Below are 12,809 nucleotides of genomic sequence, written 5' to 3'. Positions count from 1 at the left end.
TTAACGCACCTTTAGAGTCACCAGACCAATTAACACTAAAACAATTGTAATAATCCAAAAACGCACAATCACTCGTGGCTCTGGCCAACCTTTTTTCTCATAATGATGATGAATTGGTGCCATTCTGAAAATACGTTGTTTACGTAATTTATAAGAGCCCACTTGTAAAATGACCGAGAGTGTTTCTACCACAAAAACCCCGCCCATGATAAATAACAATATTTCTTGTCGTACTAAAATAGCAATAACGGCTAATAATGCACCAAGTGCTAATGAGCCGACATCACCCATGAAAATTTGTGCTGGGTAAGTGTTAAACCAAAGAAATCCTAACCCTGCGCCTACTAACGCACCACAAATAATCACCAATTCACTTGCTTTAGGAATATACGGAATATATAAATAATGCGCAAAATTAACATGACTGGTTAAATAGGCAATTAAAGCAAAAGCACCCCCTACCATCACCGTCGGCATAATAGCTAAACCATCTAGGCCATCGGTTAAATTAACCGCATTACTACTCCCTACAATCGTAAAATAAACCAGAGGAATAAACAAAAAACCTAAATATGGCATATAGTTTTTGAAAAAAGGCATAACAAAAGTCATTTCAGCTTGGCTCGTTGACGTCCACATAATAACGCCACCCACCAGCAGAGCTAAAACAGATTGCCAAAAATATTTCCGACGAGCAATTAATCCATCAGGGTGTTTACGTACCACTTTTAAATAATCATCCACGAAACCTATGCATCCAAAAGACAACATAGTAAAGAGAACAATCCACACATAATGATTATCTAAACGCGCCCATAATAACGTTGAGAGAGTGATAGCTAACAAAATCATAATCCCCCCCATTGTTGGCGTACCTGATTTACTAAAGTGTGATTCGGGGCCATCCTCCCGCACGATTTGTCCTATTTGTTTTCTTTGTAAAAAGCAGATCAATTTAGGGCCAAACCATAATGAAAATGCCAATGCCGTTAATAATGCCATAACCATACGTACCGACAAATACGTTAATACATTTAAAAAAGTAAAATGATGTGCAAGTAACTCAGCGAGCCAAACTATCATTGGAGATCCCTATCTATTATTATGTTTTAAATTTTTGTATGAAAGTAACGATATCTTCCATCTTTGCGCTACGCGACCCTTTCACTAAGAGTGTAATAATTTGTTTGTTTTCATCTAAATATTTTTTTATAAAATTTTGTAACTGTGCTTTATTAGCAAAATGTTGTGCTTTTTGTTGTCTCGAACAATGCACATTAAAAGCCTGCACCGTATGTATACTATGCGGGCCCACTGCCAATAACAATTTAACGCTTTGACTCGCCGCATATTCACCAACTTTTTTATGCTCTAACTCCGTATGTTTTCCTAACTCCCCCATATCCGATAAAATCAAAACATGTTCCGAAGCGTTTGCACAAAGAACATTGACCGCAGCAATGACAGACGCTGAATTCGCGTTATAAGTGTCATCAATCACCGTGATCAATCTATCAACTGCAATACGCGCCACACGTCCTGAAACAGATTGGAACGTCTCTAATCCCTTCGCTATATCCGCTAAAGTACAACCTAATGCGATAGCCATACTTGCCACCGCTAAAGCATTACTTACATTGTGATGCCCGGGTGCCTTTAAGTGTATTGCTTGCTTTGCAGTGCATGATGGCGTCTTAACATGCAAAATAAAACTTGCATTACCTTGCTCATCAAAGCAAATTTCATCCGCATATAAACTCGCTTGCGAATGTACTTGTGAAAAGGTTAATATTAATTGTCCTTGTTCTTTTAATTGAGCAAGATAACATTCGGAAAATTCAGCATCTAAATTAACCACTCCGGTACCTTTAGGCAACAGATAACGCCATATTTCACCTTTACTCTTAGCAACCCCACCTAACGATCCGAAGCCTTGTAAGTGCGCAGCCATTACATTATTAATCAACGCAACTTTTGCTTGCACTAACTGCGCAGTATACGCTATTTCACCAGGGTGGTTCGCCCCTAATTCAAGTACCGCAAAACGCGTTTTTTCCGTTAACCTTAGTAAGGTCAATGGCACACCAATATCATTATTAAAATTACCTTTTGTCGCTAATAATGCATTTTCATTTTTACAATGTATGCGTAATACTGAGCTTAATAACTCTTTACAAGTGGTTTTCCCATTACTTCCTGTGATAGCAATGCATACAAGCTTCTGCATTTTATGTCGAACATAAGCACTTAACGCACCTAACGCCAAGCGCGTATCAGTAACAACAACCATGGGAATATCATGTGCACTTTCCTTTTCAACTAACAGTGCTTTAGCGCCACTAGCAATGGCATTATCTAAAAAATAATGCGCGTCAAATTGTTTACCTTTTAATGCAATAAATAAAGATTTCTCTACCATATGCCGAGTATCTGTCACCACCGCATCAATACGCAATAAACCATCCTCTTTACGTACTAAATAACCTTGAGTTGCTTGTGCTATTTCATCAAGCGTCAGACAGATCATGCTTGCTCCTTTTGACTTAATGCCGACAGTAATTCACGATCGCTATAGTGAATACGTTGCTTACCTATAATTTGATAGTCTTCATGCCCTTTACCTGCAATTAAAATAATATCACCTGCATTTGCATGTTTTAATGCGTATTTAATTGCATCTTCTCGAGAATGAATACAACGCACCTTTTCTTTATTTACAAAGCCAGCAAGAATATCTTGCATAATGACAGACGCCAGTTCAGTACGTGGGTTATCATCGACAAGAATAACCCGACTCGCCAATGTTTCTGCTACTTTACCCATTTTTGGCCGTTTTTCGGGATCACGATCACCACCACAACCAAAAATACAGATTAATTCCCCCGTTTCCTTATGTTGATGTAATGCCTCTAACGCTTTTTCTAAGGCATCGGGAGTATGTGCATAATCAACAACAAAGGTTATTTTTTTTTGTACAAAATAATATTTTTCCATTCTACCTGGAACAGTATTTAATGTTAAAAACACCTTTTTAAGCCGTTCAATAGAAAAACCTTCTGCTAATAATTGACATAAAACAGCGCTTAAATTTTGAACATTAAAATGTCCAAAAAAAGGCGCTGATATTTGTCCATTGCCCCAAGAGGATTGAAAATCAAAACAGATCCCTTGTTTTTTATAAAAGACATTTTTAACACATAAATAATTCTTCTGAGTTGCTACTTTCCCATACGAAATGGCATCGGGGAGCTCTGTTAACCACTGTTGTCCCTTAACATCATCTGCATTTATTATCCGTTGCTGTAATTTATATTCTGTAAATAAACGCTTTTTGACCGAAGCATAATTTTGCATTGTGCCGTGATAATCTAAATGATCATGGGTTAAATTCGTAAAAATGGCGCTATGAAAAGGTAAGGCTTGTACTCGCCCCAAATCAAGAGCATGAGATGATACTTCCATTAATGTATACTGCACACCTTGTTGCTGATATTTGGCAAGCTCTGTAAATATGGATATGGCATCTAATGTAGTGTTAATACTAGTTTTTAATTGACCAAATAATCCATTACCAATCGTGCCCATCTGCGCATTCTTCACCCCTAAAAGCTGTAATGCATTTGCTAACAAGCTGGCAATCGTCGTTTTCCCATTAGTGCCCGTTATGCCAATAACTTTGTGTAAATTTTTTTGGGGGAAATAAAATTGATAAGCTATTTGACTAATTAAATAAGACAATTTAAACACTAAAATTTCAGCAACCTGCTGATGCATTTTAATCTGTCCATGTTCATCACTATTTTTAGTTTCAGAAAGAATAATACAGGCGCCATTTTGTATTGCTTTTTTAATAAAATAACGCCCATCTAATTGTGCACCTTGTAACGCAACGAACAACCAATCTTTTTCAATTTTACGACTATCTAGACTCATCCCTGCTACATTTAACTGAGCCAAATATGCTGGCATTGGAAAAGGCATTATCAATTCTAAATGCATTATAAAGACTCCAATAATGTATAATTTAAATCTACGGCATCGGGACTTATATGGCTCAACAGTAATGCACTTTTCATCACTGTAGAGAAAACAGGGGCTGCAACATCTCCGGCATAATAATGATCGCCAGCAGGATCATTAATCATGACCACCATTGCAAATCGAGGGTTACTAACCGGAGCGAGTCCCGCAAAAATAGCAACATAATCATCTCCATAGCCTCCACTGTCGGCTTTACGAGATGTACCCGTTTTACCTGCAACACGATATCCATCAATGTGAGCTTTCGTTGCTGTGCCTCCCTTTTGAGTCACCCCTTCTAACATTTCAACCAGTTTGTATGCAAGTTTCTTCGAGATCACTCGTTCACCTGTCACTGGATTTGAATTTTTTAAAATAGAAACGGGATATTTTATTCCTCCACTGCCTAAAATGGCATAAGCTTTAGCAAGTTGTAATGTCGTTGCCGAAAACCCATACCCGAAAGACATCGTGGCGACTTCAAAATCGGACCAATTGTGCCGTATGGGTAAATTACCCATACTTTCACCAATTAAATAAATACCGGTGTCATTACCAAAACCAAATTTTGCAAGAGTTCGCTCTAACTTATCTGATCCTAAACGTAACGCCAACTTACTAATACCAACATTACTCGATTTTTTTAAAATTGACGCTAAATTAAGCTTCCCCATATTATGGCCATCTCGAACAATACGTCCGCCGATATGCATCCAACCTGGTGAAGTATCTATTATTTCATCTACTGTCGTTTTTCCATAGATAAGTGCGCTCGCTATCACAAAAGGTTTGACCGATGAACCCGGTTCAAAAGTATCTGCTATGGCTCTATTTCTCGATTTATAAGCTTGGTACTGACTGCGATCATTAGGATTAAAAGAGGGGTAATTAACCATGGCATAGACTTCTCCTGTATTGACATCTAAAAGAACCAAAGAGCCTGACATCGCGTCATTCATTTTTACCGCCCGTTTGATCTCACTATATGCCAATGCTTGTATGCGTTGATCGATACTTAACTGTAAATTTCCCGCTTCCTTTTTTTTGCTAATAATTTGAAGATTTGCAATAACATTACCATCGCGATCCTTACGCACACGCTTTTTACCATTTACCCCTTGTAAATAACTGTTATACGTTTTTTCCAGACCTTCTATTCCTTGTGCATCGAGATCAGTAAAACCTAATATATTGGCATTTATTTCACCGGTGGGATAAAACCGATGAGATTCTAGTTGGCTTGCAATGCCACTGATTTTTAATTTCTTGATGTATTTTACAATAGGATCGTTTACTTGCCGTTTAAGGTAGACAAAACGTGCGTGTGGTTTACTAACTATTTTCGCAAGTTTTTTTAAGTCATAATTTAAAACTTCTGCCAGCGCGGACCATCTTTTTGAGCTATAAAATTTCTTTTTATTATATGTAACTTTACCACTCCGATGACTTACTTCTTTACTTTCCTGCCATTGTTTTTCTGTAAAAGCATAAGTTTTCATTACTCTTTTAGGGTCTACCCAAATAGCATAAGCGGGCACACTAATGGCTAACTCTTCTCCGTTGCGATCTGAAATATTACCTCGATGTGAAATCGATTGAATAATGCGTAAACTACGTTTATCCGCTTCATTACTTAAGTAATCTTTCTCTATCACTTGAATATAAGCAAGACGACAGATTAAAGCCAAGGCAACTAACGCCACTATCGTAGCTACAAAATAATAACGCCAAGGTGAAAAAGTATTATAAACTTTTTTCTTTTGAGCTTGTTTTTTGTTTTTTAATCGCCTAGCAGCGCTAGCACAATAACAAAAAAATAGCGGTGCATATCGGCCAGGATCAACATCAACAAACTTGTTTGTGGTTTATCCACAGGTAAATTCACTCTGGTTGGGCTATTTTTTTTGCAACACGTAATACAGAACTACGTGAACGTTTATTTTTTTCTATTTCATCCGCACTTGGTTTTATTGCTTTACCTTGAGATTTCATTGTTTTTCCTGATTGCATCTGTGCATCTGTTAATGGTAAGCCTGCAGGATATTCACGACCTTTTTCCTGCTTACGTATAAAGCGTTTTACGATTCGATCTTCTAATGAATGAAAACTAATCACTGATAGTCTTCCATCCAAAGCTAAAATATCTAACGCACCCTCTAAGACTTTATGGATCTCTTCAAGTTCACTATTTATATAAATACGAATAGCTTGAAAACTACGCGTAGCAGGATGTTTCTTTTTCTCTCTTTTTGGACATAAACGTGAAATTAAATTTGCGAGATCTAACGTGCGCAAAAAAGGTGTTGCTTCTCTATCAGCGACAATGGCGCGTGCAATACGATAAGCAAACTTTTCTTCTCCAAAGGTTTTCAACACCCAACCGATATCATCGACATCTGCTTTCGCTAACCATTGCGCAGCACTAATGCCTGTCGTTGGATCCATACGCATGTCCAAAGGACCATCTCGCATAAAACTAAAACCGCGAGCAGCATCATCGAGTTGAGGCGAAGAAACACCTAAATCGAGTAAAACACCATCAATTTTCCCGTTTAAATCTAATTCTTTAACGTATTCTGCAATACATGAAAAGGGGCCACGAATAATCGAGAATCGAGCGTCTTCTTGCATTAACAACTCAGCAGTCGCCATCGCTCGAGGATCTCTATCGATCGCAATCAAACGGCCTTGTGGGCCTAATTGTTGTAAAATGTGGCGTGAATGTCCGCCTCGACCAAAGGTCGCATCGATATAAATACCATCTTTTTTTATTGCTAAGCCATTTACTGCTTCATCTAGCAATACTGTTATATGTTCAACCATTACAATGTAAACCCTTGTAAACTTTCTGTTAATTGATCACCTGTGGGAAGACCCAACAATAAATCTTGCTGCACCTGCTCTTGCCATAAAGCTTCGTCCCACAATTCAAATTTATTAAGTTGTCCTACCAACATTACTTTTTTTTCTAATTTTGCATGCGCTCGTAAAATGGGCGCTATTAATGTACGCCCACCTTTATCTAATTCACTTTCACTTGCATAACCTAATATCAAACGCTGTAATCGTCGCTGTTGAGGATCTGTACTTGATAATCCACTCAGCTTTTTTTCTATTAATAACCATTCATTTAAGGGGTATAATAATAAACAAGGTGATTGTAAATCAATGGTACATACAAATTGACCTTGGCACATTTGCATCAATTCATCCCGATACCGAATAGGGATCGCAAGTCGACCTTTATTATCTATATTAATTGCACTTGCACCACGTAACATCGTTTAAAATCCAATCTAATGAGTTAAAGTACACATTCATTGAGAAAAGATCCACTTTACACCACTTCCCCCCACTTTTTAGACAATTTTAATAAATAATGCTTATTTTGCAAGTAATGTATCTGTTATTTTAATGACTTTCATCACGCTTCCAGTAAAAATGGCATTTTACACTTAATTTTTATGCTATATAGCACTTGATTTCTCATGAAAAAGGTGAATTTATTATCAACTAGCGTGTTACTCATCCTTGTGCATGTTATACTTATTCGCTATATGATTTTTAACTCTAATTTTTAAAGGAATATCCTTTGCAAGACCAACAATTAAAAGAATTCGTACTTGAACAACTTGAAGATATGAAAGCTAAAGATATCATCGTAATAGATGTATCCGGTACATCTGATGTTACTGATACAATGATTATTTGTACGGGCAATTCAAAACGTCATGTTCGTTCTATTGCAGAGCAAACAGCACTCGCAGCAAAACGTAAAGGCGAAGCTCCTTTAGGTGTTGAAGGCTTAGAAGACAGTAAATGGGTATTAGTAGACTTATTTAATGTTGTTATTCATGTTATGCAAGATGAAACGCGTCAGTTTTATGATTTAGAAACACTCTGGGGATACTCTGCTTAATGAGAATTCAGTTGATCGCTGTGGGCACAAAAATGCCAGACTGGATTGAAAAAGGATATCAAGAATATGCACGACGTTTCCCTAAGGAGATGCAACTAGAATTAGTTGAGATCCAGCCGGGGAAACGTGGTAAAAATGCAGATATAAAGCGCATCTTGAAAAAAGAAGGTCAGCTTACTCTCGCGGCAATCCCTAAAGGGAATAAAATAATTACCTTAGAGGTTACAGGTAACTCGTGGACAACAGAGCAACTGGCAACTGAAATGCGAAAATGGAAACTAGACGGGCGTAATATTAGTTTACTGATTGGAGGCCCCGAAGGCCTTGCACCTGAATGTATTGCTAAAGCAGAACAACGTTGGTCACTTTCAACTCTGACTCTGCCTCATCCTCTGGTAAGAGTTATTACAGCTGAAAGTTTATATCGAGCTTATACTCTGACAATTAATCACCCCTACCACCGAGAGTAACCGTGCCCAAAAAACACGCAAATATCAGAAACCATTCGGCTGAATCATCTCTTTTTATGCGACGCTCTATATTAGTCTTTATCTGTATTGTTATTTTACTCGCCATATTAGTTAGCAATCTTTATTATCTACAAATTACTTCTTTTAAAAAATATAAGACTCGCTCGAATGATAATCGTATCAGTGTACAAATAGTCCCCCCAACTCGAGGACTCATTTACGATAGAAACGGTATTATTTTAGCTGAAAATCGTCCTATTTATAGCCTCAGGGTGATTGTCCGAAACACCATAAATCTAAAAGAAAACTTAAAAGACTTACAAAAGTTACTTTCCATTACCGATGAAGAATTACAAACATTTAAAAGTAAAAATTATTACTCTCGTTCCTTTAAAAGTATTGAAATAAAAGATCAGCTCAGCCAAAAACAAGTCGCGTTATTCACCGTTAACCAATTTAAATATCAAGGTTTCTCTATTAACGCAACCCTTAAACGCTACTATCCTTTTGGTGATACTTTTACACATGTACTCGGTTACATTGCAAAAATAAACAGTAAAGATATACAACGTATTAAAAATCAAGGTAAACGTTCACTTTATCGAGGTACACATTATATTGGCAAACTAGGCATTGAAAAATATTATGAAGACTTATTACATGGTAAGCCTGGTCGCCGTCAAGTAGAGGTGGATAGTTGGGGGAAAGTTATCCGCACATTAAACTATATCCCCCCTATATCTGGGAAAGATATAAAATTAAATTTAGACGTAAAATTACAACTAAAAGCACAAGAGTTATTAACAGGATACCGAGGCAGCATCGTTATTCTTAACGCTAAAACGGGTGGTGTTTTAAGCTTAATCTCAAGTCCCACTTATGATCCCAATCTTTTTGTGCAAGGTATCAGTTATAAAAAATATAAAGCCTTATTGGAGTCAAAAGATCGCCCTTTAATTAACAGGGCAACCCAAGGACGTTATTCCCCTGCATCTACTATTAAACCAGAAATGGCATTATTAGCCTTAAACGAAAATGTGATCACTGAACATAGTCAAATTTACGATCCTGGTTGGTGGATAGTACCGGGTTCAAAACGTCGTTTTCGTGATTGGAATCGATGGGGACACGGAATGGTCAATGTTAATTTAGCCATTGAACAAAGTTGCGATACATTTTTTTATAAGGCAGCGTATAAATTAGGTATTGATAGAATTTCTCCCTTTATGCGTAAATTTGGCTTCGGTGATTACAGTGGCCTAGATATTGGTGAAGAAACCAAAGCTATTATGCCCTCAAGAGAGTGGAAAAAAGAACGCTATAAAGCACCTTGGTATGATGGTGATACTATTTCAATTGGTATCGGACAAGGTTACTGGACATCAACACCAATTCAGCTTGCTAAAGCCACTGCTATTTTGGCGCGTCGCGGTAACGTCATTGAACCAACGATATTACGCTCTATTTTATCCGATTCAGGTACGTTTAAAACTATACAAAACATACAAGAGCCTCTTGTATTAAAAAATGAAAAATATTGGGATATCGTGCTCAATGCAATGCAATCTGTTACCAGTAAACGCATAGGTACCGCACATCGAGCGTTTACTGGCGTTTCGTATACTGTTGCAGGAAAATCAGGGACAGCACAAATTGTAAGTATAAAAGAAAAAGAACGCTATGATGCCAGTAAGATAGCAGAGCGACATAGAGATAATGCTATCTTTATCGCTTTTGCTCCCTTTGAATCACCAGAAATAGTTGCTATCGTAGTTTTGGAAAATGCGGGAGGTGGTAGTAGCCAAGCGGCACCTGTTATCCGTAAATTATTTGATGAATATTTTTCTCATCCACCTCCAGTAATCTCTTTGTAAGGGTTTAAATTTTAATATGCTTAATATACCTTCAAGTAAAAACATTTTTACCCGTTGTCATATTGATCACTCGCACTAGATAATGAAATTTTAGTAGAATTATTGCTTTTTTGTCACAATAAACGCGTGGGGATATTGATGTTGTATTTTACTCAGTAGCTGCTCTGTTTTATCTTTATTTTGTAGAGGACCTAAACGCAATCGGTAGTTATTTCCTTTTTTATCAAAGTAGGAAGCAACATTATATTTTTCACTTAATACACTATCGATATTTTTTGCTTTAGAATACTGCGAGGTAACAAGATACTGTATATAGAATTTTGTACTTGATGCTGGTGTTTTAATAACGTCATTTTTTTTTGTGAAATGTAATAATTTTATTTCAACTGGCGTTGTGCCAGATGTAAGCATATCGAGTTTTTTCGCTGCCACATAAGAAAGATCAATGATGCGATCAGGATGAAAAGGCCCACGATCATTAATACGGACAATGATCGTTTTCTTGTTTTTTAAATTAGTAACTTCGACATAACTAGGGATCGGAAGATTTTTATGTGCGCCACTCATAGCAAACATATCATAACGTTCACCATTAGAGGTGAGGTGACCGTGAAACTTTTTTCCGTACCAAGATGCATTTCCCTTTTCAGTAAAGCTAGTAATATCCCTTAATACTTTATAATCAATACCACGCACCGTATAATCACTATTACCTCCTCGCGAGTAGGGTTCATAGCGGGGAGATACATTAGACATATGCGTTAAGGGAGGGATAGATGCATTACTTGGTGCATGATCATCGCTGATAGCATAGCGACCACTACTACATGCACTCAGTAGTAGTATGCTAATACAAAGGATTAAAATATTTAAAAATCTCATATCAATATCCCCACGCGTTTATTGTGACAAAAAAGCAATAATTCTACTAAAATTTCATTATCTAGTGCGAGTCTTACTTTTCCAGCCAAAAAAATGAACGGATAGAAAAATTAACTTCTCGTTCATTTAAACTATTCATTGGCGAATAACAATTAACAATTTAGGCGATACCTTAAAAATATAGCTGGCAGCAGTGCTCGCTCTTTGAGAAAACAACATTAAAAACTTTTTTTAAAGCCCTGCCACTTTCATTTTCCCCATTAAAATAGAGCCTGTTTTTAAACTACTGCGTGGATCTACATCACAACCTATCGCTTCAATATTCTTGAACATATGTTGTAAATTTCCCGCTATTGTAATTTCATGAACGGGATAAGCAATTACACCGTTCTCTATCCAAAAACCAGATGCACCACGAGAATAATCGCCCGTCACAATATTCACTCCTTGCCCCATAAGTTCAGTAACAAACAGTCCCGTACCCATTTCCTTAAAAAGCCCCGCCAAATCTAAATGACAATTCGATGCAATAAACCAATTATGAATACCACCACAGTGCCCGGTACTTTTCATTTTTAATTTTCGCGCCGCATATCCCGTTAATAAATATGTTTGTAAAACACCTTGCTCTACAATTAAAGCATCTTGTGTTTTCCCCCCTTCTTGATCAAAAGGAGAACTCGCGATGCCTTTTTTAATATGCGGTTTTTCTTCTATTTTCATCCAACTAGGGAAAATTTGTTTACCTAAAGTATCCACTAAAAATGTGGATTTACGATATAAATTCATGCCACTAATGGCGCTCACAAAATGACCAAACAAACTACTTGCTACTTCGGGTGAAAATATAACAGGGGTTTCTTGGGTTGCCAATTTTACAGCGCCTAAACGCTCAACCGTACGTTTCACGGCATCCTCTGCCACCCACTGTGCAGAATAAAGATCTTTTATATCACGATCGCTTGTATAGCTATGATCGCGTTGCATTTCTTCACCTTTTTGTGCGATTAACACACAACTTAAACTATGCCGACTACTCGCATAACTTTCTAAAAAATCATTACTATTCCCATAAACACGTAAACTCGAGTGGCTATTTACAGAAGCACCGTCTGAATTGACAATTAAAGGATCACTATCTAATGCTAACTCTTCACATTCTTTTGCCATGGAAAGTAATTCTTCAGTATTGAGTTGACTTGGATAATATAAGTCTAAGTCCTCAACGGAGCGCTCTAACAAGTCTGGATCTAACAATCCAGAAAAAGTATCTTTACTCGTGTATTTAGCAATATTAATGGCCGCTTTTACCGTCGACAAAATCGCATCAGGACTTAAATCTGCCGTTGAGGCACTACCTTTACAATGCCCCACATAAACACTGATCCCCATTGCGCCATCAAGATTAAACTCTATGTTTTCAACTTCTCCTAAACGAGTATTTACCGATATTCCAGAGCTTTTACCAAGAGCTACTTCCGCTTGATCTGCACCTAATTTTTTAGCCATCATTAATGCATCTTGCACCGCATTTTCAAGTTGCTTTTTCTGTTCAATCATATTTTATCTGCCAATGAAAAATTTAAATTTAGAAAGATAAAGAATACACGTATAATGTAGATAATTCCCACTATTAATACGTAA

The 12,809-nt window shown here is 37.1% G+C and carries 11 protein-coding genes; 3 read left to right on the top strand and 8 right to left on the bottom strand.

Annotation, left to right across the window (positions count from 1 at the left end; all coding sequences use genetic code 11):
• The 6 genes from mraY to mraZ form a co-directional block, all read right to left on the bottom strand.
• Nucleotides 1–1,083 (bottom strand): phospho-N-acetylmuramoyl-pentapeptide-transferase, encoded by a 1,083-nt coding sequence (mraY, locus tag B8W84_RS02170; RefSeq protein ID WP_094751698.1) that lies wholly within the window; start codon nt 1,081–1,083, stop codon nt 1–3.
• 19 nt (nt 1,084–1,102) lie between these two features.
• A complete protein-coding gene (locus B8W84_RS02165; protein ID WP_094751697.1) occupies nt 1,103–2,527 on the bottom strand; it encodes a UDP-N-acetylmuramoyl-tripeptide--D-alanyl-D-alanine ligase in 1,425 nt (474 codons plus the stop codon).
• Nucleotides 2,524–3,999 (bottom strand): UDP-N-acetylmuramoyl-L-alanyl-D-glutamate--2,6-diaminopimelate ligase, encoded by a 1,476-nt coding sequence (gene murE, locus B8W84_RS02160; RefSeq protein ID WP_094751696.1) that lies wholly within the window; start codon nt 3,997–3,999, stop codon nt 2,524–2,526. Before murE ends, B8W84_RS02165 begins: the two co-directional genes overlap by 4 nt.
• Nucleotides 3,999–5,708: a peptidoglycan D,D-transpeptidase FtsI family protein gene (locus B8W84_RS02155; protein ID WP_257797886.1), complete on the bottom strand. Its 1,710-nt coding sequence runs from the start codon at nt 5,706–5,708 to the stop codon at nt 3,999–4,001. Before B8W84_RS02155 ends, murE begins: the two co-directional genes overlap by 1 nt.
• A 193-nt stretch (nt 5,709–5,901) precedes the next feature.
• On the bottom strand, nt 5,902–6,843 hold the full coding sequence (gene rsmH, locus B8W84_RS02150) for a 16S rRNA (cytosine(1402)-N(4))-methyltransferase RsmH (protein WP_094751694.1): 942 nt from the start codon (nt 6,841–6,843) through the stop codon (nt 5,902–5,904).
• Nucleotides 6,843–7,301 carry a division/cell wall cluster transcriptional repressor MraZ gene (gene mraZ, locus B8W84_RS02145; RefSeq protein WP_094751693.1) on the bottom strand — a complete coding sequence of 153 codons (459 nt, stop codon included), beginning with the start codon at nt 7,299–7,301 and terminating at the stop codon, nt 6,843–6,845. The genes rsmH and mraZ overlap by 1 nt, the downstream gene beginning before the upstream one ends.
• 311 nt (nt 7,302–7,612) lie before the next feature.
• Between mraZ and rsfS the strand changes: the two genes are divergently transcribed.
• From rsfS to mrdA, 3 genes are read left to right on the top strand one after another with little or no spacing between them, the layout of a single operon-like run.
• Nucleotides 7,613–7,939, top strand: coding sequence for a ribosome silencing factor (rsfS, locus tag B8W84_RS02140; RefSeq protein ID WP_094751692.1), 327 nt, complete (start codon nt 7,613–7,615; stop codon nt 7,937–7,939).
• Nucleotides 7,939–8,409: a 23S rRNA (pseudouridine(1915)-N(3))-methyltransferase RlmH gene (rlmH, locus tag B8W84_RS02135; RefSeq protein ID WP_094751691.1), complete on the top strand. Its 471-nt coding sequence runs from the start codon at nt 7,939–7,941 to the stop codon at nt 8,407–8,409. Before rsfS ends, rlmH begins: the two co-directional genes overlap by 1 nt.
• Before the next feature lie 2 nt (nt 8,410–8,411).
• Nucleotides 8,412–10,283 (top strand): penicillin-binding protein 2, encoded by a 1,872-nt coding sequence (gene mrdA / locus B8W84_RS02130; RefSeq protein WP_374220139.1) that lies wholly within the window; start codon nt 8,412–8,414, stop codon nt 10,281–10,283.
• Between the two features lie 99 nt (nt 10,284–10,382).
• Here the strand turns inward: mrdA and B8W84_RS02125 are convergent, their stop codons facing one another.
• Nucleotides 10,383–11,165, bottom strand: a complete 783-nt coding sequence (locus tag B8W84_RS02125) for a septal ring lytic transglycosylase RlpA family protein (RefSeq protein ID WP_094751690.1) — start codon at nt 11,163–11,165, stop codon at nt 10,383–10,385.
• Nucleotides 11,166–11,396: 231 nt separating this feature from the next.
• Nucleotides 11,397–12,725, bottom strand: a complete 1,329-nt coding sequence (gene pmbA / locus B8W84_RS02120; protein ID WP_094751689.1) for a metalloprotease PmbA — start codon at nt 12,723–12,725, stop codon at nt 11,397–11,399.
• Nucleotides 12,726–12,809 lie beyond the last annotated feature (84 nt).

This window comes from Psychromonas sp. CD1 (genome assembly GCF_002239585.1).
GTDB lineage: Bacteria > Pseudomonadota > Gammaproteobacteria > Enterobacterales > Psychromonadaceae > Psychromonas.
Note: the sequence above shows the minus strand (reverse complement) of the source record. Positions and strands in the feature narration are given on the sequence as shown.